The sequence below is a fragment of the Haloarcula taiwanensis genome, assembly GCA_002844335.1.
Classification (GTDB): domain Archaea; phylum Halobacteriota; class Halobacteria; order Halobacteriales; family Haloarculaceae; genus Haloarcula; species Haloarcula taiwanensis.
The window spans coordinates 644,701-671,455 of sequence record CP019154.1 but is presented as its reverse complement, the minus strand read 5'-3'; the positions used below and the strand labels follow the sequence as shown (position 1 = coordinate 671,455).

Below are 26,755 nucleotides of genomic sequence, written 5' to 3'. Positions count from 1 at the left end.
GAGACCTATTCCGTGATGATGCTGTCAAGCAGTTTCGTCTGGGCGGCGGCGAGGTGTTCCGCGAACGTCGAAACGGAGATATCCAGTTCCGTCGCCACGTCGCCGGCGTTGGCCCCTTTGGGGTATTCGAAGTACCCCATCTCGACGGCCGTTTCGAGCACTTCCTGTTGCCGGTCGGTGAGCTTGCTCCGGTCGACCAGTATCGAGTCCGCCGGGTCCACGTCACCGTTTCGACGCATCGACCGGAGCGAGACGCCGTCGTACAGTTCTTTCAGCCGCGTCACGATGGCGCGCACCCGATCGACATCGGGAGCGTGAAATGTCAGGTGGAGCTGTCCGCCCTCGGCGCGGATATCTGCCACCGGACAGTCATACGTTTCGACCGCTTCACAGACGCACTCGGTTCGGGACCGAGAGAACTGGTAGCGGGCGCCGGTGCCCGTCGAGAACACCTTGTCCATGTCTTCCCGTGTCTCGATTTCCCCTCCGTCAGTGCCCGTCGCGGTGAACTCTTCGATGACCTGCCCGTCTGCATCTGGGCTACTTCGGGCAACATCGGTCACGGCCGCGCCCGCCTCGTCCGAGACGCTCGCCACCGGACAGGCCCCCGGGGCATCGACCGATAGCTCCACTCTGATGCCGGAGTCGCTCATACCGAATACTGTGACACCGTGTTACAAAACGGGCGAGGCGCGTTCCCACGGAGTGAAAAATCCCCTCAATCTGCCGGGTGCTGGTCGGGAACCGTCCCGTCGAACCCCTCGGGCTGGTAGTCACACAGCGGGTCCGCCGCCAGCGGGTCCCCCGTCGTCGCGTAGGCCCGCGACCGGCTGCCGCCACAGACCGACCGGTACCGGCAGGCGCCGCACTTGCCCGTCAGCGCGTCGTCGTCTCTGAGTTGCTGGAACAGCGACGACTCCCGGTAGATGTCGACGACGCTTTCCTCTCGAACGTTGCCGGCCGACTCAGGCAAGAATCCGGACGGATACACCTCGCCGGTGTGGCTCACGAAGGCGAACCCCTTGCCAGCGCGGATACCCATCCGCCGTTTGAGCCCGGCAGCACCCTCGTCCTGATTCTGCATCGCGACGCGCCGATAGTGGGGCGCTTCGGTCGTCTTGAGGCCGAACGACGCCTCCTCGCTGACCTCGCGGAGCCACTCCAGTACGCGCTCGGCCCGCTCGGGGGGAATCGGCGTCAGTACCCGCCCGCGGCCGACCGGGACGAGGAAGAACACCGACCACAGCACCGCGTCGAGGTCCGCGACGAGGTCCCGTATCGCCGGCAGTTGCTCGACCGTCTCCGCGCAGACGGTGGTGTTTATCTGCAGCGGTATGTCGAGGTCACGGGCCGCCTCGGCGGCCTCCATCGTCGCCTCGAAGCTCCCGGACTCGCCCCGGAAGGCGTCGTGGGCGTCGCTGTCGCCGCCGTCGATAGACAGCGCCAGCCGCCGGAGCTCGGCGTCGTCGAGTTCGGCCAGCCGGTCCCGCGTCAGCGAGGTCGTCCCGCTCGGGGTCATCGTCATCCGGAGGCCCTGCTCGGTCCCGTAGGCGACGAGTTCCGGGAGGTCCTCGCGGGTCAGCGGGTCCCCGCCCGAGAGGACGACCAGCTGGCCCTCGCCGAACTCGCGGGCCTGGTCAAGCAGCGCCTTCCCCTCCGCCGTCGAGAGTTCGTCGGGGTGGCGGCGCGGCTGGGCATCGGCCCGGCAGTGCTTGCACGCCAGTTCGCAGGCCTGCGTCACCTCCCAGATCAGCACCAACGGCTGCTGGTCGAGGTCGAGGTTCCCGTGCATCTATGCCTCCCGGTGGACGCGGGTGACGTGGCCCCCACAGCCACACTGCTGGACGTACTCCACTGAGACGCTGTCGCCGAAGGCCGCCTCAAGCGCGTCGAATAGGTACGTCTCGGGATGGCCGTGATCGGCGTGGCTCACCAGATTGACGTGGTTCCCAGCCGTCGTCATCTCGACGGCGTCGACGGCCTGCTCGACGACGGCGTCGAGGTCATCGGCGTGTGCGGGCGTCTCCAGGTTCGCCGACCAAGAGTTGTCGTGGACCTCGGTCGTAACCGGCGGCAGGTCCTCGTGGGAGTGGCTCATAGGTACCCGTTACCGGCGGGTGTCCCTCGGTCCTTTCCCGAATATGTTCGGGATATTAATAGAGAACAGATAGGCGGTCACTCGAACAGTCACACTCGTGTTTACCGCGATGATACTTGTTCGACGAGCCAGTCGAACTGCCTGTTGAGTTCCTTCGTGCGCTGTCGGGAGATGACGGTCGAGTCGAGCATCTCGCCGAGCACGGGGAGGTCGAGGGCGCTGTACTCCGTCATCGCCGTCACCTCGGTCCCCTCATCGACGGTTTCGACCGTGTACTCCGTCATCATCGACTCGAAGATGCCCTGACGCTGCTCGTACCGCAGCACTGCGTCAGTCTCGACGATTTCGAGGTCCAGTTCGATTTCGAAGAGACCGACGCGGTTCGTGATGCCGAGGTCGTCCCCGTCCAGCGTCACCTCGTCGAATCCTGCCGCGATCATGAACGGCTCCACGTCGGTTATCAGATCAGTGACTGTTTCCGGATCGGCCGGGATTGTCCGAGTCAGCGAGACGCGCTCCATACCAGACGGCCAGTGGCCGGCGAAATAAGCGTTCGCCATACCCGTAGATGTTCGGCCCGTCGGTCTTGCATGCCCGACGCTCGCGCCGAGAGCACACGACAGGTCCCCCAAGGTTCTTGTCCGAGCCATGGGTAGACGAACATGTTCGGGATTACGGCCGCAGAGGTTGGGCGAATATATTCGGATACACCAATGCCACACGCTGAACTCACACTCACGATTCCGGACGAAATCTGGATCGGCGACGTGTCGCGCACGTACAACGATGCGACGTTCCGAATCCTCTCGGCGCTCCCCGGCGAGGACTCCGGCGTCGGACTGGCGGAGATCACAGCCGACGACCTCCCGGCGGTGCTCCGCGACATCGAGGGCCGGGAGTCGGTCACCACGCTCGAAATCCTCTCCCACCGCGACGACAGCGCATTGGTGCAGTTCGAGACGTCGATGCCGCTCCTGCTGTTCCCGGTCCAGGGGTCGGGCGTCCCGCTGGAGATGCCGTTTACGCTCTCGGATGGGGAGGCCGTCTGGGACATCTCCGCGCCACAGGAGCGGCTCTCCGAACTCGGCGAGCAGCTGGAGGAGTTCGGTATCTCCTTCAGCGTCGACCGCATCCGGCAACACCTCGAAACCGAACAGGTGCTCACCGAGAGCCAGTTCGAACTGGTCGAGGAGGCCATCGAGGCGGGCTACTACGACACGCCGCGGGAGTGCTCGCTAACAGAGCTTGCGGACCGAGTCGGTATCGCGAAGTCGACCTGCAGTGAAACGCTCCATCGAGCGGAAGAGCAGATACTCAAGCAGTTCGTGTCGGACCACCCGGCGCGGTGACGGGAAGTCGAAGGGCGTAATACGCGCCTCTGTGAGAGGTACGACATATGAGTTCCGACGCGGTCGACGAGACGCACGAAAACGCTCGACAAGAGGTCGTCGCGGTGGACGCCGACGACAACGAGGAGGGGCTGGTCAATCGGCTCGACGCCCACACCGGCGACGGGGTTCGCCACCGCGCGTTCACCGCCCTGCTGTTCGACGAGGACGACCGAATCCTGCTCGCACAGCGCGCCGCCAACAAACGCCTCTGGGACACCCACTGGGACGGCACCGTCGCCTCTCACCCCGTCCAGGGCCAGACGCAGGTCGAAGCCACCGAGGAGCGGCTTGAAGAGGAACTGGGTATCGACCCCTCGCAGTACGGAGACCTCCGCGTGACCGACCGGTTCGAGTACAAGCGCTACTATGAGAACGCCGGCCTCGAATGGGAGGTCTGTGCGGTCCTACAGGCCACACTCCACGACACGTCGCTGGAACCGAACCCCGAGGAGGTCGACGGTCTCATGTGGGTTCCCTACGAGCGACTACGCGAGCACCCCGAGTACTACCGGCAACTGCGCCTCTGTCCCTGGTTCGAGATTGCGATGCGCCGGGACGAGGAACGGTAGGTCGGCCCCGACGCCGCGGCGGCCTCGCCACGACCCCCCTTCTTTTCGGCTCGGCCGCCCAACCTCGGGTATGGACGTTCCGCTCTATGACTCCCTCGACGGGCAGGTCGCCCTCGTTACCGGAGCGACGCGGGGCATCGGAAAGGCAATCGCTGACGGGCTGGTCGACCTCGGCGCGACTGTGTACGCCGGCGCACGCGATACTGACGACATCGAGGCCACGGACCGCCACGCCGTCGAACTCGACGTGACCGACGACGAGGGGATGGTCGCCGCCGTCGACCGCATCGAGCGCGAACAGGGTCACCTCGACGTGCTGGTCAACAACGCCGGCGTGATGGACTCACGTGACCCGCTGGACGAGATGCCGACCGACATCATCGACCACACCCTCGATACGAACCTCCGGGGGGCAGTCCTCATGACGAAATACGCCCTTCCGCTGTTGCTGGCCGAGGAGGGCGGCCGCGTCGTCACCATGTCGTCCGGGCTGGGAGCCATTACCGAGAGCCAGTCGGGTGGCACGCCGGCCTACCGAATCTCGAAGACGGGCGTCAACGGACTGACAAAGTACCTCGACGGCGAGTACGCGGCCGACGGGCTGGTCGCCAACTCGGTGTGTCCGGGCTACGTCCAGACGGACATGACTGAGGGCAGCGCCCCGCGGACGCCGGAGAAGGGGGCCGAGACGCCGGTCTGGCTCGCCCGCTTCCGACCCGACGCACCAAGCGGACGCTTCTGGCGCGACAAGGCCGAAATCGAGTGGTAGCAGCTACGGTCAGTCAGCGTTCTCGCTGTGGGCCGCCACTGGGTCGTCCGTCGCGTGGGCGGGCTCAGCCGTTGGCAGTTGCAGCTCTACGGTCGTTCCCGATTCGTCCGTATCGGGGAACGACATCCGACCGCCAAGGTTCCGGACAATCCAGTTGACGAGCCACAGCCCGACGCCGGAGCCGTGCTTGAGCGGCGTTTCGGTCCCCGAACGGATGACCTCGCGCTCGTGGTCGGTGATACCGGGACCGTTGTCGTGAACGGCCACACGCGCGCCCGGCGTTCCACCGGCCCGCGTCGCCGTAATCTCGACCGTAACTCGGTCCGCATCGGCTGCTTGATGTTCGACAGCGTTCTCGACTAGCTCCTCCAGCGCGATGAGGACCGACGGACCACCCCGAATCCAGATATCATCCTCGCAGGTGAGCGTGATCGCCACGTCAGGGTGGCGGTCCCGGGCATCGCTGACGACCGATTCCAGTAGTTGGCGAAGCGCTGTCGGGCTGTGCTGTTCGGTCTCTAACGCCTCGGTGACTCGCCCGATTTTGTTGCTTCGGTCGACGATGTCGTCAACTGTGCTGATAATGCGGTCGAGTCGCTCGCGCTCGTCGGTGTCGGCTGTATCCCTGAGCAGGTCCGCGTTCCCCTTGACGACGTTCATCTCGTTTCGGATGTCGTGTCGGAGCAGGCGGTTGAGCACGTCCAGCCGCTGTTCGCGCTGTCGGCGGTCTGTGATATCCCGGAGGCTGATGAGATGGCCCGAAACAACGCCGTACGCGCGGTACAGCGGTATCACGCGCACGTCGTAGTACCGCACACTCCCGCCACGGTCGAGAGCCATCTCGGTCTGTGTTTGCTCGCCAGGGCCGGGGACCGTCTCGGCTAGTGTCGGTGATGTCTGAGAGAGCGAGCGGCCCAGAACCGCGGTCTGGTCACCGTCAAGCAACGCCGTGGCGGCCGCGTTGATGTCGACGATGCGGCGCTCGTCGTCGACAATGATGACCATATCGTCCATTTCGGTGAAGATAGCTTCTCGCCCCAGTTCTCGGGTCACCGGTGCCACGTCGAGCAGTTGCCCGCGGAGGATAGCGACCGAGAGGACGGCTCCCGATGCAACGTACCCGAGACTCGTCGGGTCGAAGGCGGTCGGCAGCACACCGAGCACAAACAGCGTCTGGACGACCGTCGGGACGGCGATGGCGAGCAGCAGTGCGAGCCCCTGGCCCTGGAATACCTGATTCGACCGGAACAGCATTCGTAACAGGAGGACACCGCCGGCGAGGATCAACAGCAGTATGTAGGACATGTGGCCCCAGTACACGACTTCGTACGCGGGCACGAGCGTCACCGACGACGCCGAGACGTACTGCGTCCCGCGACCGGACCAGATGAGTTCGTGTGCGTGATTCGACCACACGAGCGTGACAAACACCGCCGGTTCGATAAGCAACAGCGCTGTTCGGCGCTGGGTGAGCCAGTGTGGATGCCCCGTGTACTCGATAACCGTCACGAGCCACGCGACGGGGATGATTACCGAGAGCGTCAGCTGCACCTGGACGAGTCGCTCCATGGTTGCCAGCCCCGGCACAGCAAGCTCGATACCGTACGTAACGGCCCAGAGGCTCGCCGCAACGACGAACACTGCCAGCGGTCCTGCACCCGGCCGGTCCCGGTGGAGCCACACCAGAAAGGCGACGCCCATGCCGACGACACCCGACAATAAAACGACAGTAAGCGGCGACAGGACCATTCAGTAGCTTAGCAAAGGCGTCCCTGATATAATTATTCTCGGTCACTCTGACTGCGAGCGAACCGCGGACCACACCGCGAGCGCACCGAGGACGAACGCCGGAACGAGCGGGAGCGTGAGATAGGCGTCTCTGAGTGTGAGGCCGAAGCTACTGATGACGCCCTGTGCGGACGGCAAAAGCAAAATTGCGCCGGGAACGAGGAGGAACGCCACGCCGATCATCCCGACGAGAATCCAGCCGCTCGTCCCGAACTCGGGACCGTCGGTGGGGTCCGTGCCTGTCTCACCGTCTGTGCGAGAGCGGTCTGTGGACTGTGGCTCCGTGTCGGGACGGTGGACGTAGCCGGACTCGTCGTCAGCCATCGACATCCACCCCGTCGCGCCCGCTCGAACGGTGCGTCACGATGGACACCCTCCAGTAATACCGACGGAACAACGTCGCTGCATAGGTCAGAATCAGGCAAGCGTGCGCAAAACGCTAACGGTCCCGCTACTGTGACAGCCCGGGCGTTTCCCGGCTCGAGATGTCACCCAGACTCATCCGGTGCCCGCTGGCAGAAGCGTGTGCGTCCCGCTGCCCCTCCGCGACCGACGACTCTTCGTACAGTCCCTCGAACGCACACTCATGGCAGACGACGTGGTATCTCCCAGCCATACATTTTTGTCCTTCTTACTATATTTTAAGGCTATCGGTTTCAAATATTATATCAATAGTAAGCACACAAACGGTCGTCAGGGTATTTATTCACCCCGACCGTTGAACGAGTATGGTGGATTTCCAGTCCCGTGACACACGCCGCGGTCCGACTGACGGGGACGACGAGACAGCAGAGGGTGAGACAGGGGACGACGAGGAATCCGCGGCCGTCGATACTGACACCGAGGCCACCGCTTCGGAACCCACCGAAGCGGCCGACACAGAGTCGGGAAACGATGACATAGCGACAGGAGAATCCGACAGCACAGCGACTGCTGCAGTGGATGATACCGCTGAGAACCGCGACGAACCCACCACGGCGGCCGAAGCCGACAGTTCTGTGGCGGAACAAATCGACGAGGCGACAGCCCAAAGTTCGGACAACCAGTCAGCGGCCGAAACGCAGGACGGTGAAGTGACTGCTGCAACGACACAGAGCCCTGACGAGGACGCACAGAGGGAACGCCACGGCGAGGCACAGGCAGCGACCCAATCGGCAGATACACCAGAGGAAGCGGCGGTTCAGACAACGGATACGCCGACAGCACAGACAGGAAGCCAAGACGACACGTCACAGGAACAGTCGGTGACCACCGCTGTCGTCACGGTCGGGACGGCGACCGAAGAAGGCGACCCGACGGGCGAGGCGGTGGAAGCGGCCCTCGAATCCACCGGACAGACGGTTACAGCCCGTGAGCGACTGCGAGGGAACTATGACGGTATCCAGGGGACCATCGACAGGCTGGTCGGCCGCGACGACGTGGAGGTCGTCGTCACGGCGGGCGGTCTCGGCGTCGCGCGGTCGGAGCAGACCCTCGAAGCAGTCCACCCGCTGTTCGAGAAGGCCCTCCCGGGATTTGAAGAGGTGTACCGAGCACTGCTCTTCGAGCAACAGGGGGCCGGTGTCATCTCCATCCGTGCGACGGCAGGTATCGCTGACGAAACGCCGGTGTTTTGTCTGCCCGCGGACCCGGCGGCGGCCCGTGTCGCCATCGACGAGATCATCGCGGCGGAAGCCCCGTCTCTCGTCGCCGACCTGTCCTGAGGCGACGGGATGGATTCGCGGTATCAGTCTTGTGTCCGTTTACGCGACTTAACCTGATATTTTATCGGTTCGGTTCGGGCCGCCAATTTTCTATGTCCGACGGGCAATTCCCTCGAATATCGGCCGTTTAAACGTTTAAATCGCTGTGAAAGGTCGTTAACTGCGCCCCCCATTGAAGTGGAGACAGTCCACAGGACCGGGTGTCATGTCCGATCGCAACGCGACACGACGCGGCGTACTCAAGGGTATCGGCACGACAGCTGCAGCCGCACTCGGCGGGGCGGCCCTCTCCGGGACGGTTGCGGCGGCCGGCCCCTGGGAGTCCGTCGAGTCCCCGACCGGGAACACCCTCCACGACGTCGAATACACCGCGGCCGGTGCGTACGCGGTGGCGGGTGGCGGCATCGTCCTCGAACGGACCAGCAAGGGCTGGCAGAAGGTCATCGGCGGCGGCCCGACTGGCAACGGAAATAGCCTCTACGGGGCCGACGTGACCGACGACGGGAAGGCCCTCTGGTTCGTCGGGGCCTCGGGCGCTATCGGCGAGTACGACGTGGAGTCGGGCGTGCTCACCGACCACAGCGCCCCGATGGACGTCACCAACAACTTCAACGACGTGTCCGTGACCGGGGCGGCCGGCGAGGCGAACGTCTACGTCGCCGGCGATTCCGGCAAGATGTACTTCAGCTTCGAGAACGGCGCGAGCGAGACGTGGGACTACACCACGCCCGGCTCCGGGTCGGCCATCAACGCCGTTGACTTCCACGGCGTCCGCTCGGGCCACATCGTCGACGGCAACAAGAGCGTCTTCGTCACCGACGACGGCTCGACGTGGGACAAGATAGGGCTGGCCGACGCCAACGTCAACTTCTACGGCGTCGACTCCGACGGCCCGGACGACGTGTGGATATCCGGCGGCGGCGGCATGATATTCCACTGGAACGGCTCCGAGTGGACGCCGACCGACACGGGCGACGCCGGCCTGCGCGACATCGAGGTCACCGACGACGACAGCGCCGGCTACACCGTCGGCGGCGGCGGCAAGGTGTACGGTTTCGGCGGCGGTGACTGGACCCAGGAGGAGACCCCCGCCGGCGAGAACCTGAAGGCCGTCGTCCGCGGCGGCACCGACATTGCGGTCGGTTCGGGCGGGACTATCCTAGAGCAATAGCGACGGTACAGTAGCGCAGGCCGGTTCGAGACCGCGGTGCGCCGGAGCCACTGACTTTTCACCGGTCCCCTCCAACACCGTGCATGGACAACATTCAGGTCCAGGGAACGTCGGTCCCCGCACTCGGCCTCGGGACGTGGCAGCTCACCGGCCAGTCCTGCCGTGAAACCGTCGAAACGGCTCTGGAGATGGGCTATCGCCACATCGACACCGCACAGGCGTATGGCAACGAGCGGCAGGTCGGACTGGGGATAGAGGCCGCCGCGGTCGACCGCGAAGACGTGTTTCTGACGACGAAGCTCGACGGGTCCAACCGCGACGAGCGAAGCGTCCGCCGGTCGACGCGGGAGAGCCTGAACAAACTCGGGACAGACTACCTCGATCTCCTGCTCATCCACTGGCCGAACACCCCGTGGATGGCCCCGCTGTCGGAGACGCTCGGCGCGATGAACGACCTCGTCGAGGAGGGGCTGGTCCGCCACATCGGCGTCAGCAACTTCTCGCCGTCGCTGCTTGACGAGGCCCGAGACATCTCCACGGCCCCCATCCTGACCGACCAGGTGCAGTACCACCCCTACTGGGACCAGCGCAAGCTGCTCGACTACTGCCGCATCCACGACGTGCTCCTGACCGCCTACAGCCCGCTGGCCCGCGGCGGCGTCCTCGACGACCCCGCGCTCGTTCAGATAGGGAACCGCTACGGCAAGTCCCCGGCACAGGTCGCGCTCCGGTGGCTCCTCCAGCAGGACGGCGTGGCCGCAATTCCAAAGGCATCCAGCCGCGACCATCTCGAAGCGAACCTCGCGGTGTTCGATTTCGAACTCACCGACGCGGAGAGAGAGCGGATTCGGGACCCGTCGAAGGTCAAGACCGGTATGCAGTTCGTCCGGTCGCAGTTGCCGCTCTGAGCGCCATGCCGAACCAGTAATGACGGGTGTTCGCCCGATTGTGATATGTCTGTTCGGTTTGCCGGCAGCTATTCGGATAATCGTTGCCGCTCGTGGGGGCAAATATTACTAATCGCGTAACTATCATAACCCGTCTGGCCGCAGTTTTCGTGTGGTGTGTTACCACTGAACTACAGCGGGGGAACACACCGCCGAACCCACAGCGAGGTCACTGTGTCAGTACACGAATCCGAACCGATACGACGGAGCGTCGAAGTGGAGTACTGGGTCGTCGACGAGGCGGGCCGGCTGGTCAAGCCGGGCGCGCTCGTCGACGCAACTCCGGGGGCAGAGCGGGAGTTCGTCGAGCCGCTGCTTGAAGTCAAGACGACGCCGTGTGAGACAGCCACAGAACTGCACGAGGAACTCCTCGACCGGCTCGGGGACGTGTTGCGGCGGGCCGACGACCTCGGGAAGCGCCTCGTCCCGCTCTCGACCCCGGTCAACGCCGACGAGATATCGGAGCTACCGAGCGACCGGACCCGGATTCAGAACCGCGTCGTCGGCGACGACTTCGAGTACGTGCGCCACTGTGCCGGCACGCACATCCACGTCGAACAGCAGCCGGGGCGGGCCATCGACCAGCTGAACGCGCTCATCGCCGTCGACCCCGCGCTGGCGCTCGTCTCGTCGTCGCCGTACTTCCGCGGCCGGCGGCTGGCCGACAGCGCCCGCTCGAAACTGTACCGCTGGATGGCGTACGACTCGGTGCCACACCAGGGGTGGCTGTGGTCGTACCTCGAAGACGCCGAGGAGTGGGACCGCCGGCTCGAACGGCGCTACGACGACTTCGTGACCGCGGCCATCGACGCCGGTATCGACCGTCGGACCGTCGCGGCCAACTTCGACCCCGAGAGCGCCATCTGGACGCCGGTCCAGCTCCGGGACGAGTTCGGCACCGTCGAGTGGCGGTCGCCGGACGCCGCGCTCCCGAGCCGGGTCCTGCGGCTGGCCGACGACGTGGCGTCCCTGATGGACCACCTCAGGGGCACCAAGGTGCGAATCGGCGGGGCGACGGGCGGGGTGACCGACGAAGAAATCGTGCTTCCGGAGTTCGACGCCGTCCTCGACTACGCCAACGACGCTATCCGGGACGGGGTCAGCGCCGACGTGGCGGCGTACCTCGACCGGATGGGCTTCGACGTGGACGCTTACGACCCGGTCTCGCCGACCTTCGACAGGGCGGAACCGGTCACGGAAGGCGAGGCCCGCGAGATTCGCCTGGAACACGCCGACCGGCTCCAGGACGACGTCCGACAGGCCGCGCCGGTCGCACTCGACTGAGACGGGACAGTTTAGGAACCGCCACACCAACGCCGCGGTATGGTAACGGCGCTCGCCGACGATAGCTGGTGGTACGATCTCACGGGCGTCAACGCGACGCTCGTTGACGACGGCGGAACGCTCACGCTCGTGGATACGGGGCTGCCCTGGCACGGAAACGAACTCATCGCTGGCCTGAGCGACGCCGGCTACGAGCTCCGGGATCTGGACCGCATTCTCCTGACCCACTTCGATTTCGACCACGTCGGCGGACTGGCGGCCTTCGACGGCATCGACGCGACCATCTACGTCGGCGAACGGGACGCCCCGCTGGTCACCGGCGAGCAATCCCCGCCGCTGGGCAATCACAAGGGCGCGTTCCAGCGGCTCGTCTCGCCGTTTCTGGACGCGCCGACCAACGACGTGGTCCCCCTCGCCGACGGCGACACCGTCGGCAGTTTCACCGTCTACGAGACGCCTGGCCACACGCCGGGCCACGTCTGCTACGTCAGTGAGTCGCTGTCGCTGGGACTGCTGGGTGACCTCGTCCGGGAGGACGGCGGCCGCTTCGAACCCTCGCCGTGGCTGGTGAGCTACGACACCGACGCCGTCGCCCGGAGTATCAGCGACTTCGCGGACCGGTCGCCCGCCTTCGAGGTCGCGGTCGCGGGCCACGGAGTTCCCTTCAAAAAAAGCGGCTCGGAGCGGCTCGACCGGCTGGCGGTGACGCTGTAATCAGTCCAGTTCCTCGGCGACCGCGTCGGGACCGAGCAGGTCCGGGTCGACGACGAGGTCGGTCTGCCGGCTGGCGAAGTCCGGCAAGGAGCCCTCAGCGTAGACGACGACCCGCAGGTCGGGGTTGAGGTCCTTGGCGACGGCGATGGAGGTGGCCTGGGACATCTCCGTCAGCAGGTACACGTCCGCCTCGTGGACGCCGGCCTCCTCCAGGCCCGGCCGGTTGCCGACGTCGGCGACCGTCACGGTGTGGCCCTCGGCGTCGAGGGCGTCCGTGATGCCGTTGGGGTCCGTCCCGACGAGGACGACCTTCATTCGTACTCGATGGTCGCCGGCGGTTTGTGGGTCACGTCGTAGACGACGCGGGCGACGTTCTCGTGGGCCCCCGTGATGCGCGACTGGATGCGCTGGAGCGTGTCCCAGTCGAGTTCCTGCGCCCGGGCGGTCATGCCGTCACGGCTCTCGACCGAGCGGACAGCGACGACCCAGCCGTGGACGCGGTTGTCGCCCTTCACGCCCGTGGCCTTGCCGATGACGGCGGCCAGGGCCTGCCAGGGCTCGTACTCCTCCAGTTCCTCCTCGACGACGTGGTTAGCCTCGCGGGCGACTTCGAGTTTCTCCTCGGTGACCTCGCCGATGATACGCACCGCGAGCCCGGGACCGGGGAACGGCATCCGCTCGGAGATTATCTCTTCAAGGTCGAGCGCGCGGGCCACTTCCCGCACCTCGTCCTTGTAGAGGTCCCGCATCGGCTCGACGATGCCCTCGAAGTCGATGCGCTCGGGCAGGCCGCCGACGTTGTGGTGGCTCTTTATCGTGCCCTCGCTCTCGATGCGGTCGGGGTAGATGGTCCCCTGGACGAGGTAGTCGGCGTCGACCTCGCGGGCGACCGTCTCGAACTCCCGGATGAACTGCTCGCCGATGATGTGGCGTTTCTCCTCGGGGTCGGTCTCGCCTTCGAGTTCCTCGAGGAAGCGGTCCTGGGCCTCGACGACCCGCAGCGAGTCCATGTAGTCGAACGTCTCGCGGATCTCGTCGGTCTCGCCTTTCCGCATCAGCCCGGTGTCGACGTAGACGGCGGTGAGCTGGTCGCCGATGGCCTCGTAGGCCAGCGCGGCGGCGGTCGAGGAGTCGACGCCACCGGAGAGTCCGATGACGGCGTGTTTGTCGCCGATTTCCTCGGCGATTTCGGCTTTGGCCTCTTCGATGAACTCGTCAACGTTCACCATCAGTGGCTCACCTCCTCGGTCGTCGCAGCGTGTGGGTCCTCACCGAGCACGGCTTCGAGCAGTCCGACGAAGGGCGGGCTAGCACGCGTCGGCCGGGAGCGGAACTCCGGATGGAACTGCGTCCCGATGAAGTACGGGTGGTCTTCCGGTCCGAGTTCGAGTATCTCCATACGGTTCCCGGCGCGGCCGGAGAACTTCAGCCCGGCGGCTTCGAGGTCGTCGATGTACTCGGGGTTGACCTCGTAGCGGTGGCGGTGCCGTTCGGTACAGGACTCGCCGCCGTACAACGTCGCGGCGAGCGTATTCGCGTCGATTTCGGTTTCGTGAGCACCCAGCCGCATCGTCCCGCCCATGTCCTCGATCTCGTACTGTTCGGGCAGGATGTCGATGACCGGGTGTGGCGTGTCCTCGTCGAGTTCAGCGGAGTGAGCGCCCGCCAGGTCGAGGACGTTGCGGGCATACTCGACGACAGCCATCTGGAAGCCGAGACACAGCCCGAGGAAGGGAACGCCGTTCTCGCGGGCGTAGCGGATCGCCTCGATCTTCCCCTCGGTCCCGCGCGCGCCGAACCCGCCGGGGACGACGATGGCGTCGGCCTCGCGCATCCGGTCCGCGTGGTGGTCGCTCATCTTCTCGGAGTTGACCCACCGGACGTTCACGTCGACGTTCTTCTCCAACCCAGCGTGTTTCAGCGCCTCGTGGACGGACATGTAGGCGTCTTCGAGGTCGTACTTGCCGACGAGGGCGACCTCGACCTCGCCTTCGGTCTGCTGCGTGACGAGGTCGCGCCAGCGGTTCTCCCGCTCGTCCTCGGGCAGGGCCTCCGACGCGATGTCGAGTTCCTCCATCACGTACTGGTCGAGACCTTCTTCTTCGACCATCAGCGGGACGTGATAGATGTCGTCGACATCCGGGTTCGAGAACACCGCCTCGGTCGGCACGTCACAGAACAGTGCGATTTTCTCTTTCGTGTCGATGTCGAGTTTGTCCGAACAGCGACCGACGAGGATGTCCGGCTGAAGGCCGATAGAGCGCAGTTCCTTCACAGAGTGCTGGGTCGGCTTGGTCTTCTGTTCGCCGTTCTTCGAGTAGGGGACGAGCGTGACGTGGGTAAAGAGAATGTCGTCCTCGTCCTCTTCGTGGGCGAACTGCCGGAGTGCTTCGAGATAGGGCATCCCCTCGATGTCGCCGACAGTGCCACCGACCTCGATGATACAGACGTCGTTGCCCTCGGCGGCCTCGCGGATGCGGCGTTTGATGTCGTCGGTGATGTGCGGGATAATCTGGACCGTGCGACCGAGGTAGTCGCCGGCGCGCTCTTTCTCGATGACGTGCTGGTAGGTCTTGCCCGTCGTGACGTTGTGGTCGAAGGTCATGTCGATGTCGAGGAACCGCTCGTAGTTCCCCAGATCGAGGTCGACCTCCCCGCCGTCTTTCAGCACGTACACCTCGCCGTGCTGGAACGGGTTCATCGTACCGGCGTCGACGTTCAGATACGGGTCAATTTTGACCGCTGTAACGTCGAACCCGGCGTTTTTGAGTAATCGGCCTGTGCTGGCGGCGGTGATGCCTTTCCCCAGGCCAGACATCACGCCACCGGTGACAAAGATGAACTTCCGACCCAGTTCCGGGTCGTAGTCCGTTTCGGGTTCGGTCGGCATACCGACGGTGAACCCCGCGTAGTCTAAACGGTTTCGGAGCGCGCACTGTTCGCCACCCCGTCGCAGTGTCAACGCGGCTACAGTGAGGGCAGCGTGAGAACACGCCACGCGGCCACGAGCGCGGCGAGTGACAGCGCCGAAAACACCGCATCACTGGGACTTGAGCCGATGGCGATAAACAACAGATAGCCAGCGACGAACCCACCCAGAAGCGAGACGATGCCGTGCCGTGTCGAGTGAGACGCCGCTTCCCTGGTTCGCGTTGACATACATCACTATTTATCAGTATATAGTATAAATGTACCTTCGGCCGAGAGTCAGGACTTGAGCACGCCGGACCTGATAGCGACGTAGGTCCCGATGGCACCAGCCGAGGCGAGCACGAGCGCCCGGAGCGGGCCGCCTGCGACGAGTGCCGTCTGCATCAGTACTAACAGCGTCACCAGCGTGGCAACAAACGACACGGCAGCGAACGCGAGCGGGCGGTTCATGGTCGGGACTCGGACCCACAGTGCCTCTGTCTTTCGATACTGTCCGGTAGTCTCGGGTCCCGGCAGTCGGATTCGACACCGGCTACAGATGGCCACGGAGAAACGGCCCAACAGTCTCACCGACACGGCCGCTCTGGCCGACGAAGTGATGATCGGCCGGCAGACGCTCGACGGCCTGTCCCAGTTCGGTGGCCCGGTCGACGACCGGCTCCCAGTCCACAGTGTCGTCGCGCTCGCCGACCACGACCTGTACCGGGCAGTCGATAGCGTCGAGCGCGGCGACAGCATCGAGATGGGCGGTCAGTCCGGCCGGCGGGGCGAGGACGGAGAAGACCGACGGCTCGGACTCGCTATCGAGTTCGGCGGCCGCACAGAGCGCCACAGCTGCGCCGAAACTGTAGCCAAACAGGCCGACAGCGTCGGCCCGCTCGCTCGCCCACGCCAGCGCGTTCTCGGCGTCGACCCGTTCGCCGCGGCCCTCGTCCCACGCGCCGTAGTCGAAGCGGAGACAGCCGACATCGGGGGCCAGTGCGTCGCTGACCGCGTTCAGGCGCGTGTCCGACCGCTTACCGCCGTACTGTGGATGGGGCGGGCACGCAACGACGATAGCGTCCGACCCGGGTCGGTCGAGCGTCGCGGTGACGTCTCGCCCGCCCGGAATCCCGACGGTAGTCATACGTGTTCACTCGCCAGCCCTCTGTAAGAAATTTAAGGTTGGAGAGACCAATGCGCATACATGGGAATCCTCTCGCGCGCGTCGTACGTCATCCGCTCGAAACTCAACGCCGTCCTGAACCGAGCGGAGGACCCGACAGAGACCCTCGATTACAGCTACGAGCAGTTGCGTGACGAACTGCAGGATGTCAAACAGGGCATCGCGGACCTGACGACCCAGAAGAAGCGACTGGAGATCCAGAAGCGCCGCCTCGAAGAAAACGTCGAGAAGCACAACGAACAGGCGCGTCAAGCCGTCGAGCAGGACCGTGAAGACCTCGCTCGTCAGGCGCTGGAAAAGAAAAAGCAGAAAATGAGCCAGATAGAGGATCTGGAAGGCCAGATACAGGACTTGCAGAACCAACAGGACCAGCTGGTCGAGCAGAAAGACGAGCTCCAGAAACAGATCGAGCAGTTCCGCACAAAGAAGGAGACGATGAAGGCCCGCCACGAGGCCGCCAAGGCGTCGGCGCGCGTCAACGAGGCAATGACCGGCGCGGGCGACGAGATGCAGGACATCAATCAGGCTATCGAGCGTGCGGAGGAACGCACCGAGGACATGGAAGCCCGCTCGCAGGCGATGGACGAACTCCGCGAGGACGGCGTCCTCGAAAGTCAGATATCGGATGAGAGTTCGCTGGAGCGGGAGCTTGAGGAAGTCCGACAGAAAGGCTCAGTCGACGCCGAACTCGACACGCTGAAAGCCGAGATGGGGAAAGCCGAGGACGGCGATAGCGGGTCGACCGACGCGGACGTCTCCGAGGCCGAACTGGAGCAGGAACTCGCCGACGAGAGTACGCAGGTCGACGTCGACGAGAGCGAGGTCGAGTCGGAGCTTGACGAGCTGAAAGAGGACGAGCAGTAACGCGGCGGCCCGGAACTTTACAGCGGCCAGACAACCGACACCGAGAGCGTCGTCACGGCACACGGAAGCAGCTGGAGCGGTCCGCCGACGCGTGCGAAGTCGGTGAAGCGGTAGCCGCCGGGACCATAGACCATCAGGTTCGTCTGGTATCCAATGGGAGTCAGGAAGGCCGTCGCGACCGCGAACGTGACGACAACGAGAAACGGGAACCCGGAAACGCCGATCTCGGCGGCGGTGGCGACGGCAATCGGAATCATCAGCACGACGGTTGCGGGCGGAGTAATAACGCTGGCGAGGACGGCCGTGAGGAGGTACACCAGCGCCAGCAGCGCAAGCGGCGGAAGGACCCCGGCGGCGTCGACGAGGAGCGCGCCGACGAACGCGGCCCCGCCTGTGGCCTGCATCGCCTGCCCCAGCGGGAGCAGGCCGGCGAGCAGGAACACGACGTTCCAGCTCACCGCGTCGTAGGCCTGCGACGCGCTCAGCGTGCCCGTCGCCACCGTGGCGACGAGGCCGCCCAGCGCGGCGATGTAGATGGGAAGCAGGTCCAGCGCCGCGAGTCGCCCGGCCAGCCAGTCGACGACGCCAGCCGATTCGACGCCGGCGCTGAGGATGTACATCGCGACGATAGTGACCACCGCCGGGCTGGCGAACCCGTCGATGGCTGTCCGTGCCGGGACGCCGGTGTACGGTTCCAGCACGACCAGGGCGACGAGGACGGCGACGGCGGTCATGTCCGGCGGGAGCCATTCGGTGACGAACAGCGCCAGCGCAGCGGCGACGAGCGCGAATACCACGAGCGCGCCCGTCGAGAGCGGGGCCATACCACCTCTCTCGACGGACGGTGACAAAGGCGTCCGGGACGCCGCCGGGGTTTCGGGCGCGGAACCGCTGACCGTCGGTCCAAGCCGTCACTCCGGGTTCGGCTCGTATCCCGGTCCTACGCGGAGCGTGAGCGACTGCGTGCGCACCGACAGCGACAGCGTCTCGTGGGTGCTGAGTTCGCCGTCGCGGCTGAAGGTGAGTGTCTCACCGTGTCCGTCGACGGTGATCTCGTCCGCTCGGACGTGGGTTACACCGTCGGTATCAAGTGCCAGTAGTCGCTGGCCGATAGCCTCCGCGACGAGATTCCCCGTCGGCATCTGTTCGACGATAGCCACGTCGAGCAGGCCGTCTTCCATGTTCGCCTGCCCGCCTTCGGCGACGAACTTGCGGGCGTTGCCCACCAGCAGGCACGTGGCCTCGCCGGACCAGGTGAACGGCCCGTCTTTGCCGACAGCCGCGATAGTGATGTCGAGCCCGTCGAAACGCAGCGCCTCCTGTGCGCCGGTGAGCAGAAACGCCAGCGTGCCGAACCGTTCTTTGAGGTCGCCCGGGGTCGAAACGCTGGCGTCGGCTGGGAGGCCCGCGATACAGGAGACGAGGAACGGCTCGCCGCCAGCGACGCCCACGTCCACGGTCCGCTTCGTTCCGGTGTCGGCGATTTCGACGCCGTGTTCGATGTCCCTGATGCCGACGTTCCCGGCCAGAAGGTTCGCGGTCCCGGCCGGGACGACGCTCAGCGTCACGTCCGAGAGGTGGCCGGCGTCGTCGAGGCCGCGGACGACCTCGTTTACCGTCCCGTCGCCGCCACAGACGGCGACCTCGGAAGCCTCGGCCCGGCCCGCCTCGCGGCCGAACGCGACGGCGTCGCCCGGAGCCGCCGTCTCGTACACCTCGAACCCGCGTGCTTCCAGCAGCCGCGGAACGTAGTCGGCGTGCTCGCCGTCGCCGCTGACGGGGTTGAGGATACACCGGCGCGAGCCAATCTGCATACTACTACCGAGTCCGGAGCGGCACTTATACCGTGGTGATGTGTCGCCGTCAGTCCCAGTCGACGTCGGCGCTCCGGTCAGTCTCCCGGAGGATGAACGGGCCGATAGCGAGGGTCCGCTTGGTTATCGTGACGATGCGGAGGATGTACGACAGCAGGACGGTGAAGGGCAGGACCGCCGCCGTCGTCGCCACGGCGACGAGCCACAGCACGTCGGGCACGCCGGCCGTGAGGCCGACGAAGTCCTGCGTATCGAGGAACAGCAGCGACGTGACCGCGACGGTGAGCGCCGGAACCGCGACGTACAGCAGCGTCCGGGAGAGGTTCGACAGCTCCCACTGGAAGTACAGCGTCTTGAAGTGCTCCCGGGCCGGGCCGAACAGTTCGAGCGTCTCGACGAGTTCCGCCAGCGAGTCGTCGATGTCGTCGGTGAGTTCCTCGGCGTAGGTCTCCCTGATGCGCCGGCCGACGTACAGTTTCCAGGAGTAGTTGTAGTTCAGGGCGGCCTTGATGACGTCGAACTCCCCGAAGGTCCCGCCTTCGAGCTGGTCGGTGACCCTGTCGGCGTTGCTCGTCACGTCCTCCAGATACGTCGACAGCAGCGCCGTCAGGTCGTCGTCGAGCGCGGTGTCGTCGACGGCGTCCCGGGCTGTTTCGGCCCGCTCGGCGGTCCCGCGGACCAGCGACCGGAGGAACGCCGAGGGCTCCGCGGGACTGACCTGAGCGTCGACGGCGTCGGCCACGTCCGCGCGGAACTGCATCGCCCCGTCCATCCGCTCGCGCTGGTCGCCGGCCGCGCCGAGTTCCTGTGACAGGACGAGCTGGCTCAGCGTCAGGACCAGCGTAACTGCGGTTATCGTCCCCGTAATCAGCGCCTGGAACAGCGTTTCCACCGGGTCGCCGCGGGTCAGCAGCGCCAGGGCCGGCGTGGGGTGGAGGAGGCCGACCGCGAGAATGCCACAGAACAGAACGCCCGAGAGGAGGGCGGTGACGAGCCAGCGGTCCGCATCGAGGAGGAGCCAGAGGAGTCGGGTGTCGCCCGCGGCGCGCTCCCGCATGGTGTCGCTCGACTCCCCGCTGTCGGTGGTCATACAGGTCGGCTCGCCCGCTGGGGATAAAAGGGCGCGCCCGGCGCATTCCGGAGTGCCAATACAGCGGCAGCGAGAATCGGCCGAACAAACAGCAGCTATCGGCCGGCGAGGAACGTCACGGCGGTCCGCTGTTGCTCGACTTCGGTTTCGAGGTGGTCGCGGAACGCGGCGATGTCGATGTCTTTCTCTTCGCGTTCCTTGCGGTCCCTGACCGAGATGGTCCCGGCTTCCTCCTCGTTGTCGCCGATGACGCACATATACGGGACGCGGTCGTCGTGGGCCTGCTGTATCTTCTTGCCGACGGTCCAGGAGCGGTCCTCGATGGTGACACGGAAGTCCTCAAGTTCGTCCTGAATCTCCTCGCAGTAGGCGATGTTGTCGTCACTGACCGGCAGCAGGCGGATCTGCTCGGGGGCGAGCCACGGCGGGAACTTCCCGTTGTAGTGTTCGGTCAGCACCATGAAGAACCGCTCGTAGGAGCCATACAGCGCGCGGTGGATCATCACCGGGCGGTGCTCCTCGTTGTCCTCGCCGGTGTAGGAGAGGTCGAACCGCTCGGGCATGTTGAAATCCAGCTGGACGGTCGGGCCGTCCCAGTGCCGTCCGAGCGCGTCCTCGAAGGCGAAGTCGATCTTCGGGCCGTAGAACGCGCCGTCGCCTTCTTCGACGACGTAGTCGATGTCCTGCTCGTCAAGGACCGACTCCAGCTGGGACTCGGCTTTCTCCCAGATTTCGTCGCCGCCGACGGACTTCTCCGGCCGGGTGGCGAACTGGACGGTGTAGTCGAGGTTGAACGTGTCAAGCGTGTCGAGGATGATGTCGACCGTCGCCAGCACCTCCTCCTCGATCTGGTCCGGGCGGACGAACAGGTGGCCGTCGTCGATGGTGAACGCCCACGTCCGGGAGAGCCCGGAGAGTTCGCCGCGTTGCTCCTTGCGGTACACCTTCCCGTCCTCGAAGTACCGCACCGGCAGGTCGCGGTAGCTCCAGGAGTTCTGCTCGAAGATGGTGGCGTGGCCCGGGCAGTTCATCGGCTTCAGGCCGTACTCCTCGTCGTTGACGTCGAGCAGGAACATGTCGTCGACGTAGTTCTCGTAGTGGCCCGACTTCTTCCACAGCTCGGTGCGGAAGACGTGGGGCGTCTCGACCTCGTCGTAGCCCGCGTCGCGGTTCAGCCCGGCGACGTACTCGGAGAGTTCGTTGAGGATTTTCTTGCCGTTTGGCTCGTACAGCGGCAGGCCCGGCCCGGTCGTCTCGTCGATGGAGAACAGGTCCATCTCCTGGCCGATCTTGCGGTGATCCCGTTCCTCGGCCTTGCGGCGTTGTTCGAGGAACTCGTCGAGCGCGTCCTCTGTCGGGAAGGCGGTTCCGTACACGCGGGTCAGCGTCTCGTTGTCCTCCTCGCCGCGCCAGAAGGCCGCCGAGATTTCCAGCAGGGCGAAACCGCCGATTTCACCGGTCGATTCGACGTGGGGGCCCTGACAGAGGTCTTCGAACTCGCCCTGCGTGTAGAACGAGACTTCCTCGTCGTCCGCGGCCTCGGTTTCGAGGATGTCCTGCTTGAACGGGTTGTCCTCGTAGCGTTCGAAGGCCTCGTCGCGGTCGACGAGTTCGCGCTCGATGTCGAGGTCCTCCTCGATGATCTCCTCGGCTTCGGCCTCGATGGCTTCAAGATCGTCTTCGTCGATGTCGACGCCGGTGATGTCGTAGTAGAACCCGTTGTCGGTCCACGGCCCGATTGTGAGCTTCGCGTCAGGGTGGAGGCGCTGCAGGGCCTGCGCGAAGACGTGAGCGGCCGAGTGACGAAGCACGTCGAGGTACTCGTCACTGCTCTCGGTGACGATTTCGAGCCTGACATCGTCTGTCAGCGGCGCGTGTTTGTCGACAAGGTCGCCATCGACGACGCCGGCGACCGTGTCGTCACCTAGCCCTGGCCCGATTTCGTAGGCGACATCCTCGACCGTGCTGCCGCGCTCGACCTCTAAGGGAGTCCCGTCGGGCAGCGTGACCGTGACCGTACTCATATCCGAGGATACGACGGCGGCCGGGGATAAGTGTATTGAGACGCGGGCGATGCTGGCGTTACTCTGGTAACGGCGGGTCCGAATCCTCGTCGGCAGTGTCGGCCGCTGGCAGCTCAGACTGGGCTGGTGGCCGTGCCGCGCTTGCCCGTTCGAGCGGTGAGAGCGTCAGTTCTTCCTCGCCTTCGAGCATTGTGAGCCGGTCCGTTACAGTGACGGTCTCCCCGTCGGCCGTGTGCGGCGTTACGCACCTGAGTTTCGATCCGACGTACTCGGCTAATAGTTGGACTGGAAACACGAGCGCCCGGTACTGCTCCCCCGATATTTCAGCGTCTACCGAGCGCACCTGAAACGCGGGTTCGAGTGAACATTCGTTGCGTTTTGCCCACTCCTGAAAGACGCTAACTCGGTTGAGTGCGAACAGCCCGAGTTCGGTCCGCGCCTCCGCTGGCGTGGACGGTATCTGCCGTCCAATGACCTGAACAGTGATATCTGACAGAACACCGTCGTCCGACAGCCCCTGGAGCCGGTCAATTACCGCAGCCTGTTGCTGCGTGTGCCCGTCGGGCAGTAGTGAACGAACGTACAGTTCTGCCCGTGTACCGTCTGGCTGCGTGCTCCCCTGCATCGTATAGAAATGAATGGACAGCAACCGGCAAAAGTATTCCTGTTGACAAATAATGGTTAGAACGGTTATACACTGAACGACGGAAGCTGAATCAAACGGTTTCACCGTCGGTTGGACAGTCACGGCTCGTATCAGTGTGATAGGGAGTACTATGTGGGCACAGTTCGCATGAGAAGCCGGATATGTACGATTCGGTGCTCGTAGCCACAGACGGGAGTTCGGGAACGGCTGAAACGCTCGCACACGCCACCTCCATCGCGCGCGACAACGACGCGACCCTCCATGGGCTGTACGTCGTGGACAGACGGCTGTACGTCGCGGCCGACAAGGCCAATCAGGACGAGGTTCGTCAGTCGCTGGAGGAAGAGGGCGAGGTCGCGCTCGACGACATCGTGGTCGGCGGCGAGGAGGCCGGCGTCGAGGTCGTCACGACCATGGCGGAAGGGATTCCTCACAAGACAATCACCAACTACGCCGAAGAGGAGGACATCGACCTCATCGTAATGGGGACCCACGGTCGAACCGGGCGAGACCGGGTCGCCAATCTCGGGAGCGTTACCGAGCGCGTCGTCGAGAGCGCGCCCGTCCCCGTCCTCGTCGTCCACATCGAATAGCTCAGGTGCGGCTGGCGGTTGCGGTACGGACGCGCTCGACAGCGGCTATACGACCGGTGCGCCCCGTTCTGACCGGTATCTTTTCGAGTGGCCGACACGATGGTAGCAGTATGGACAGCCGAGAGTACGCCTTCGAAGGAGCCACGCCAGATATCCACGGATACGCCCACGTCAGCCGCGAGGCGACGCTGGTGGGAGATGTCACCGTCGGCCCGAACGCGAACGTCTGGCCCGGCGTCGTGTTGCGCGGCGACGTGGCCCCCGTCGAAGTGGGCCGCGAATCGGCCATCGGTGACGGAGCCATTGTCCACGCCTCGACCGTCGGGGAGAAGGTGATGGTCGGCCACGGGGCCGTTCTCAACGATGCAGCGGTCAAGGACGGGGCGCTCGTCGGATTCAATTCGACGGTTAGCGACGCCACCATCGGGGAGGGCTCTATCGTCGCGATGGGAACGGTCGTTCCGCCGGGCTACGAGGTTCCAGCAGAGTCCTTTGTTCGCGGGAGCCCGGCCACAGTGACACCGCTGTCCGAGACCACCATCGACCCCAACGAAGTGTTCGAGGCGTTCAGCTCCGGCGATTACGCCAACCTCGCCGCCCGCCACGAGGACCTCTTCGAGTAACGCCCCGTCGGACAACGACGGGTCACTTATAGTGGAAGAACCCACACAGTACCGAGCATGGACGATATCGTCGACCTAGTGACCCGGTCGCTCGCTGACGAGACTGCCGCGGCGTTCACTGAACGGGTCGACGAACAGGCGATGCAGCTCCGGAGGGCCATCGAGGCCGGGGAGTTCGACAACGAGGCGTTCTCCGTCGGTCTGGAAATCGAACTGTACGCCATCAACGCGGAGCCGGACCCGCCCGAACCGGACGATGCGGAGGATAGCGAGGAAACCGCCGAAGCAGGTCTGAACGACGACCTGAGCGAATCGGGCGAAGCGGCCTGGAGCGGGTCGCTCGACGCGCCGGCAGAGCCAGAAGGTGGCGGCGGCGCATCGCTGGAACCAAACGGTGACGGAGGGCCCCTTGCGCCAGACGAGGGCGATTCTCTCGAACCCGCTGGAAACGAACCATCGGACCAGAACGCTGCCGAAACCGCTGACGAGCCCGAGGATTCATTCGGCCCCGGAGAGGGGCCGTCGCTCGACATCGACCCGGACAGTCCGCTGGCCGAGGACGAACCGGAGACGCCAGAGGAGGAGGCCGAGCCGGCCGTCGAGTCGTCCGTCGAGGAGGACGACGACGAGCCGTACATGGACCCCGAGGACTGGGAGGGACGGCTGACCCGCCTGCCCGACGTGGTGTTCGAGGGCGAGGCCAACAAGGAACTGGGCGTGCACAACGCCGAGGTCAACACCGAGCCAAACAGCTTCGACCAGACCGGGATGGAGGTCCAGACGACGGCGGTAGAGATGCAGACGAAACAGGCCCGCCAGCAGGCGAGCAAACACAACTGCGAACTCGTCCTTGATGCGATGTGGACCGTCCCGCCCGAGGGGGGCAGCGAGGCGTACCTCTCGGCACACGAGACGAGGGACGGGGTTGTCCTCGCGGACAACATGCGGCAGGCCCCCAGATACGTGGCACTGGACAACGAGGCGCTGGACCACGCCGGCGGCACCATTGAGTTCGACGTGCCGGGGTACAGCGGGTCGTTCCCAACGATTCTGTTCGAGTCCCTGGCCACCTCGATCCAGCCCCACCTTCAGGTTCCGGACGCCGAGGCGTTCCCCGAGTACTACAACGCCGCGATTCGGACGCTCGGACCGCTGCTTGCGCTATCGGTGAACTCGCCGTTCCTCCCGGCAGATATGTACGGCGACACCGACGGCGAGTGGCTCTGTGCGAACACCCACCACGAACTCCGCATCGCGGCTTTCGAGCAGTCTGTCAACACCAGTGAGAACCCGAAGGTCCGGGTCCCACGGGACCTCGACGATACGACGGACGTTGTCGGCCGCGTCGTCGACGACGACCTGTTCGCGCCGTTCCTCCGCGAGTTCCTGCACGACGACGACCGGGCGGCGTTCGAAGACGAGTTCTGGGAGTTCGACCACAAGCGCGGGACCTACTGGCGCTGGCTCCGCTGTGTCGCCGGCGGAACGCCGGTCGAGGGAGCAAGCACTGAAAAGTCGCTCCGCATCGAGTACCGTCCCCTCCCGACCCAGCCCCACGCCAAGGATATGATCGGGCTGCAGGCGCTGACGGTCGGCCTCATCCGCGGGCTGGTCGCCGCCGACCACCCCGCCGCGGAACTACCGTGGCAGGAAGCCAGGCGGAGCTTCTACAACGCCGCACAGGACGGCTTCGAGGCCGACCTGTCGTGGGTGACCGCCGAGGGCGAGCGGACGGCCGACCGCGCGGCCATCTACGACGAGGTCTTCGAGTACGCCCGTCTGGGACTGGCAGAGCAAGGCGTCCCGGAGGCCCGCATTGACGAGTACCTCGGGCCTATCGAAGCCCGATACGACGCCGGGACGACCCCGAGCGACTGGAAGATCGCCCGCGTTCGCGAGTCTCTCGACGACGGCGACGACCTCTCGGCAGCCATCACGTCGATGCAGCGGGACTACATCAATGCGACCCGTGAACACCACGCCTTCGAAGAGTGGCTGTAGGCGGCTAGCGGCGGCAGGGAGTCGAGGTCGCCCTGCCGGATGGCGGGTATTTATTCGGACGACGCCGTTATATTCGGGTGATGGTTTCCACAGGCGACACCGCGCCGGACATCTCGGCGACAATCGCGAACGGTGAGGTAGAGGACTTCGAACTGAGCGACCATCTAGGCGACGGGCCGGTCGTGCTCGCGTTTTTCCCGGGCGCGTTTACGCCGCCGTGTTCCAACGAGATGGTGGCCCTGCAGGAACACCTCGGGGACTTCCACGACGCCGGCGCGACGGTCCTCGGCGTCAGCGCCGACTCGGCGTTCTCGCTGAACTCCTTCCGCGACGAGCACGGGCTGGAGTTCGACCTGCTCAGTGACATGGGCCGGTCGGCGATTCAGGACTACGGCCTCGAAATCGACATTGAGGACCTCGGGCTGCTCGGCGTCGCCAACCGCGCCGTGTTCGTCGTCGACGACGACGGCGAAGTCACCTACAGCTGGGTCGCCGACGACCCGACCAACGAGCCGGACTACGATGAGCTGCTAAATGCAGTCGAATCGGCATAAGCGGGCCACATCACAC

30 protein-coding genes are annotated in these 26,755 nt (G+C 65.0%); 13 read left to right on the top strand and 17 right to left on the bottom strand.

Annotation, left to right across the window (positions count from 1 at the left end; all coding sequences use genetic code 11):
- Positions 1-5: 5 nt before the first annotated feature.
- The 4 genes from BVU17_03490 to BVU17_03475 all read right to left on the bottom strand — a co-directional run bounded on the left by BVU17_03490 (position 6) and on the right by BVU17_03475 (position 2,658).
- The gene (locus BVU17_03490; protein ID AUG46631.1) at positions 6-653 is read right to left on the bottom strand and encodes a bacterio-opsin activator; all 648 of its coding nucleotides are present in this window, start codon (positions 651-653) and stop codon (positions 6-8) included.
- A 65-nt stretch (positions 654-718) separates the two neighbouring features.
- The gene (locus BVU17_03485) at positions 719-1,792 is read right to left on the bottom strand and encodes a radical SAM/SPASM domain-containing protein (protein ID AUG46630.1); all 1,074 of its coding nucleotides are present in this window, start codon (positions 1,790-1,792) and stop codon (positions 719-721) included.
- Complete coding sequence (locus BVU17_03480) at positions 1,793-2,098, bottom strand: hypothetical protein (protein ID AUG46629.1); 306 nt, start codon at positions 2,096-2,098, stop codon at positions 1,793-1,795.
- 101 nt (positions 2,099-2,199) lie between these two features.
- Positions 2,200-2,658, bottom strand: a complete 459-nt coding sequence (locus BVU17_03475) for a hypothetical protein (GenBank protein AUG46628.1) — start codon at positions 2,656-2,658, stop codon at positions 2,200-2,202.
- 153 nt (positions 2,659-2,811) lie between these two features.
- Between BVU17_03475 and BVU17_03470 the strand changes: the two genes are divergently transcribed.
- The 3 genes from BVU17_03470 to BVU17_03460 all read left to right on the top strand — a co-directional run bounded on the left by BVU17_03470 (position 2,812) and on the right by BVU17_03460 (position 4,827).
- A complete protein-coding gene (locus BVU17_03470; GenBank protein ID AUG46627.1) occupies positions 2,812-3,447 on the top strand; it encodes a helix-turn-helix domain-containing protein in 636 nt (211 codons plus the stop codon).
- 47 nt (positions 3,448-3,494) lie between these two features.
- Positions 3,495-4,058: an isopentenyl-diphosphate delta-isomerase gene (locus tag BVU17_03465; protein ID AUG46626.1), complete on the top strand. Its 564-nt coding sequence runs from the start codon at positions 3,495-3,497 to the stop codon at positions 4,056-4,058.
- A gap of 70 nt (positions 4,059-4,128) precedes the next feature.
- Entirely contained in the window at positions 4,129-4,827 is a 699-nt protein-coding gene (locus BVU17_03460; protein ID AUG46625.1) for a short-chain dehydrogenase, read from the top strand.
- Between the two features lie 9 nt (positions 4,828-4,836).
- On the opposite strand, the gene BVU17_03455 is transcribed toward BVU17_03460, so the two are convergent.
- Entirely contained in the window at positions 4,837-6,576 is a 1,740-nt protein-coding gene (locus BVU17_03455; GenBank protein AUG46624.1) for a PAS domain-containing sensor histidine kinase, read from the bottom strand.
- A gap of 42 nt (positions 6,577-6,618) precedes the next feature.
- Positions 6,619-6,939 (bottom strand): hypothetical protein, encoded by a 321-nt coding sequence (locus BVU17_03450; protein AUG46623.1) that lies wholly within the window; start codon positions 6,937-6,939, stop codon positions 6,619-6,621.
- Positions 6,940-7,343: 404 nt separating this feature from the next.
- Between BVU17_03450 and BVU17_03445 the strand changes: the two genes are divergently transcribed.
- The 5 genes from BVU17_03445 (at position 7,344) to BVU17_03425 (ending at position 12,434) form a co-directional block, all read left to right on the top strand.
- Complete coding sequence (locus tag BVU17_03445) at positions 7,344-8,318, top strand: molybdenum cofactor biosynthesis protein MoaB (protein AUG46622.1); 975 nt, start codon at positions 7,344-7,346, stop codon at positions 8,316-8,318.
- A 205-nt stretch (positions 8,319-8,523) separates the two neighbouring features.
- The gene (locus BVU17_03440; GenBank protein ID AUG46621.1) at positions 8,524-9,489 is read left to right on the top strand and encodes a hypothetical protein; all 966 of its coding nucleotides are present in this window, start codon (positions 8,524-8,526) and stop codon (positions 9,487-9,489) included.
- A gap of 83 nt (positions 9,490-9,572) precedes the next feature.
- Positions 9,573-10,397 carry an aldehyde oxidoreductase gene (locus BVU17_03435; GenBank protein ID AUG46620.1) on the top strand — a complete coding sequence of 275 codons (825 nt, stop codon included), beginning with the start codon at positions 9,573-9,575 and terminating at the stop codon, positions 10,395-10,397.
- 213 nt (positions 10,398-10,610) lie between these two features.
- Entirely contained in the window at positions 10,611-11,720 is a 1,110-nt protein-coding gene (locus tag BVU17_03430) for a glutamate--cysteine ligase (GenBank protein ID AUG48824.1), read from the top strand.
- A 39-nt stretch (positions 11,721-11,759) separates the two neighbouring features.
- Positions 11,760-12,434, top strand: coding sequence for an MBL fold hydrolase (locus BVU17_03425; protein ID AUG46619.1), 675 nt, complete (start codon positions 11,760-11,762; stop codon positions 12,432-12,434).
- Here the strand turns inward: BVU17_03425 and BVU17_03420 are convergent, their stop codons facing one another.
- The 6 genes from BVU17_03420 to BVU17_03395 form a co-directional block, all read right to left on the bottom strand.
- The gene (locus BVU17_03420; protein AUG46618.1) at positions 12,435-12,749 is read right to left on the bottom strand and encodes a CTP synthetase; all 315 of its coding nucleotides are present in this window, start codon (positions 12,747-12,749) and stop codon (positions 12,435-12,437) included.
- Positions 12,746-13,663, bottom strand: coding sequence for a GMP synthase (locus tag BVU17_03415; protein ID AUG46617.1), 918 nt, complete (start codon positions 13,661-13,663; stop codon positions 12,746-12,748). Before BVU17_03415 ends, BVU17_03420 begins: the two co-directional genes overlap by 4 nt.
- The gene (locus tag BVU17_03410) at positions 13,663-15,324 is read right to left on the bottom strand and encodes a CTP synthetase (protein AUG46616.1); all 1,662 of its coding nucleotides are present in this window, start codon (positions 15,322-15,324) and stop codon (positions 13,663-13,665) included. Before BVU17_03410 ends, BVU17_03415 begins: the two co-directional genes overlap by 1 nt.
- Positions 15,325-15,401: 77 nt before the next feature.
- Complete coding sequence (locus tag BVU17_03405; protein AUG46615.1) at positions 15,402-15,593, bottom strand: hypothetical protein; 192 nt, start codon at positions 15,591-15,593, stop codon at positions 15,402-15,404.
- 48 nt (positions 15,594-15,641) lie between these two features.
- A complete protein-coding gene (locus tag BVU17_03400; GenBank protein AUG46614.1) occupies positions 15,642-15,911 on the bottom strand; it encodes a hypothetical protein in 270 nt (89 codons plus the stop codon).
- Positions 15,898-16,491 (bottom strand): alpha/beta hydrolase, encoded by a 594-nt coding sequence (locus tag BVU17_03395; protein AUG46613.1) that lies wholly within the window; start codon positions 16,489-16,491, stop codon positions 15,898-15,900. Before BVU17_03395 ends, BVU17_03400 begins: the two co-directional genes overlap by 14 nt.
- A 60-nt stretch (positions 16,492-16,551) precedes the next feature.
- On the opposite strand from BVU17_03395, the gene BVU17_03390 reads away from it, so the two are divergent.
- Positions 16,552-17,394 (top strand): phage shock protein A, encoded by an 843-nt coding sequence (locus tag BVU17_03390; protein AUG46612.1) that lies wholly within the window; start codon positions 16,552-16,554, stop codon positions 17,392-17,394.
- A 17-nt stretch (positions 17,395-17,411) separates the two neighbouring features.
- Here the strand turns inward: BVU17_03390 and BVU17_03385 are convergent, their stop codons facing one another.
- The 5 genes from BVU17_03385 to BVU17_03365 form a co-directional block, all read right to left on the bottom strand.
- Positions 17,412-18,218: a hypothetical protein gene (locus BVU17_03385; protein ID AUG46611.1), complete on the bottom strand. Its 807-nt coding sequence runs from the start codon at positions 18,216-18,218 to the stop codon at positions 17,412-17,414.
- Positions 18,219-18,305: 87 nt separating this feature from the next.
- Positions 18,306-19,208 (bottom strand): diacylglycerol kinase, encoded by a 903-nt coding sequence (locus tag BVU17_03380; GenBank protein ID AUG46610.1) that lies wholly within the window; start codon positions 19,206-19,208, stop codon positions 18,306-18,308.
- Between the two features lie 49 nt (positions 19,209-19,257).
- On the bottom strand, positions 19,258-20,298 hold the full coding sequence (locus tag BVU17_03375; protein AUG46609.1) for a hypothetical protein: 1,041 nt from the start codon (positions 20,296-20,298) through the stop codon (positions 19,258-19,260).
- Between the two features lie 95 nt (positions 20,299-20,393).
- Entirely contained in the window at positions 20,394-22,322 is a 1,929-nt protein-coding gene (locus BVU17_03370; GenBank protein AUG46608.1) for a threonine--tRNA ligase, read from the bottom strand.
- A gap of 58 nt (positions 22,323-22,380) precedes the next feature.
- The gene (locus tag BVU17_03365; GenBank protein ID AUG46607.1) at positions 22,381-22,947 is read right to left on the bottom strand and encodes a hypothetical protein; all 567 of its coding nucleotides are present in this window, start codon (positions 22,945-22,947) and stop codon (positions 22,381-22,383) included.
- A gap of 182 nt (positions 22,948-23,129) precedes the next feature.
- On the opposite strand from BVU17_03365, the gene BVU17_03360 reads away from it, so the two are divergent.
- The 4 genes from BVU17_03360 (at position 23,130) to BVU17_03345 (ending at position 26,739) form a co-directional block, all read left to right on the top strand.
- Positions 23,130-23,561 carry a universal stress protein gene (locus tag BVU17_03360; protein AUG46606.1) on the top strand — a complete coding sequence of 144 codons (432 nt, stop codon included), beginning with the start codon at positions 23,130-23,132 and terminating at the stop codon, positions 23,559-23,561.
- Positions 23,562-23,671: 110 nt separating this feature from the next.
- Positions 23,672-24,184: a gamma carbonic anhydrase family protein gene (locus tag BVU17_03355; protein AUG46605.1), complete on the top strand. Its 513-nt coding sequence runs from the start codon at positions 23,672-23,674 to the stop codon at positions 24,182-24,184.
- A 57-nt stretch (positions 24,185-24,241) separates the two neighbouring features.
- Complete coding sequence (locus tag BVU17_03350) at positions 24,242-26,185, top strand: hypothetical protein (GenBank protein AUG46604.1); 1,944 nt, start codon at positions 24,242-24,244, stop codon at positions 26,183-26,185.
- Between the two features lie 80 nt (positions 26,186-26,265).
- Positions 26,266-26,739: a peroxiredoxin gene (locus tag BVU17_03345; protein ID AUG46603.1), complete on the top strand. Its 474-nt coding sequence runs from the start codon at positions 26,266-26,268 to the stop codon at positions 26,737-26,739.
- Positions 26,740-26,755 lie beyond the last annotated feature (16 nt).

Excerpts from the sequence above, each read along its gene's own strand:
- BVU17_03405 (AUG46615.1), bottom strand. The coding sequence starts at position 15,593 with ATGTCAACGCGAACCAGGGAAGCGGCGTCTCACTCGACACGGCACGGC.
- BVU17_03420 (AUG46618.1), bottom strand. The coding sequence starts at position 12,749 with ATGAAGGTCGTCCTCGTCGGGACGGACCCCAACGGCATCACGGACGCC.
- BVU17_03365 (AUG46607.1), bottom strand. The coding sequence starts at position 22,947 with ATGCAGGGGAGCACGCAGCCAGACGGTACACGGGCAGAACTGTACGTT.
- BVU17_03380 (AUG46610.1), bottom strand. The coding sequence starts at position 19,208 with ATGCAGATTGGCTCGCGCCGGTGTATCCTCAACCCCGTCAGCGGCGAC.
- BVU17_03375 (AUG46609.1), bottom strand. The coding sequence starts at position 20,298 with ATGACCACCGACAGCGGGGAGTCGAGCGACACCATGCGGGAGCGCGCC.
- BVU17_03390 (AUG46612.1), top strand. The coding sequence starts at position 16,552 with ATGGGAATCCTCTCGCGCGCGTCGTACGTCATCCGCTCGAAACTCAAC.
- BVU17_03410 (AUG46616.1), bottom strand. The coding sequence starts at position 15,324 with ATGCCGACCGAACCCGAAACGGACTACGACCCGGAACTGGGTCGGAAG.
- BVU17_03395 (AUG46613.1), bottom strand. The coding sequence starts at position 16,491 with ATGACTACCGTCGGGATTCCGGGCGGGCGAGACGTCACCGCGACGCTC.
- BVU17_03355 (AUG46605.1), top strand. The coding sequence starts at position 23,672 with ATGGACAGCCGAGAGTACGCCTTCGAAGGAGCCACGCCAGATATCCAC.
- BVU17_03450 (AUG46623.1), bottom strand. The coding sequence starts at position 6,939 with ATGGCTGACGACGAGTCCGGCTACGTCCACCGTCCCGACACGGAGCCA.
- BVU17_03470 (AUG46627.1), top strand. The coding sequence starts at position 2,812 with ATGCCACACGCTGAACTCACACTCACGATTCCGGACGAAATCTGGATC.
- BVU17_03370 (AUG46608.1), bottom strand. The coding sequence starts at position 22,322 with ATGAGTACGGTCACGGTCACGCTGCCCGACGGGACTCCCTTAGAGGTC.
- BVU17_03415 (AUG46617.1), bottom strand. The coding sequence starts at position 13,663 with ATGGTGAACGTTGACGAGTTCATCGAAGAGGCCAAAGCCGAAATCGCC.
- BVU17_03435 (AUG46620.1), top strand. The coding sequence starts at position 9,573 with ATGGACAACATTCAGGTCCAGGGAACGTCGGTCCCCGCACTCGGCCTC.
- BVU17_03440 (AUG46621.1), top strand. The coding sequence starts at position 8,524 with ATGTCCGATCGCAACGCGACACGACGCGGCGTACTCAAGGGTATCGGC.
- BVU17_03445 (AUG46622.1), top strand. The coding sequence starts at position 7,344 with ATGGTGGATTTCCAGTCCCGTGACACACGCCGCGGTCCGACTGACGGG.
- BVU17_03385 (AUG46611.1), bottom strand. The coding sequence starts at position 18,218 with ATGGCCCCGCTCTCGACGGGCGCGCTCGTGGTATTCGCGCTCGTCGCC.
- BVU17_03455 (AUG46624.1), bottom strand. The coding sequence starts at position 6,576 with ATGGTCCTGTCGCCGCTTACTGTCGTTTTATTGTCGGGTGTCGTCGGC.
- BVU17_03460 (AUG46625.1), top strand. The coding sequence starts at position 4,129 with ATGGACGTTCCGCTCTATGACTCCCTCGACGGGCAGGTCGCCCTCGTT.
- BVU17_03490 (AUG46631.1), bottom strand. The coding sequence starts at position 653 with ATGAGCGACTCCGGCATCAGAGTGGAGCTATCGGTCGATGCCCCGGGG.
- BVU17_03485 (AUG46630.1), bottom strand. The coding sequence starts at position 1,792 with ATGCACGGGAACCTCGACCTCGACCAGCAGCCGTTGGTGCTGATCTGG.
- BVU17_03360 (AUG46606.1), top strand. The coding sequence starts at position 23,130 with ATGTACGATTCGGTGCTCGTAGCCACAGACGGGAGTTCGGGAACGGCT.
- BVU17_03480 (AUG46629.1), bottom strand. The coding sequence starts at position 2,098 with ATGAGCCACTCCCACGAGGACCTGCCGCCGGTTACGACCGAGGTCCAC.
- BVU17_03425 (AUG46619.1), top strand. The coding sequence starts at position 11,760 with ATGGTAACGGCGCTCGCCGACGATAGCTGGTGGTACGATCTCACGGGC.
- BVU17_03350 (AUG46604.1), top strand. The coding sequence starts at position 24,242 with ATGGACGATATCGTCGACCTAGTGACCCGGTCGCTCGCTGACGAGACT.
- BVU17_03345 (AUG46603.1), top strand. The coding sequence starts at position 26,266 with ATGGTTTCCACAGGCGACACCGCGCCGGACATCTCGGCGACAATCGCG.
- BVU17_03465 (AUG46626.1), top strand. The coding sequence starts at position 3,495 with ATGAGTTCCGACGCGGTCGACGAGACGCACGAAAACGCTCGACAAGAG.
- BVU17_03475 (AUG46628.1), bottom strand. The coding sequence starts at position 2,658 with ATGGCGAACGCTTATTTCGCCGGCCACTGGCCGTCTGGTATGGAGCGC.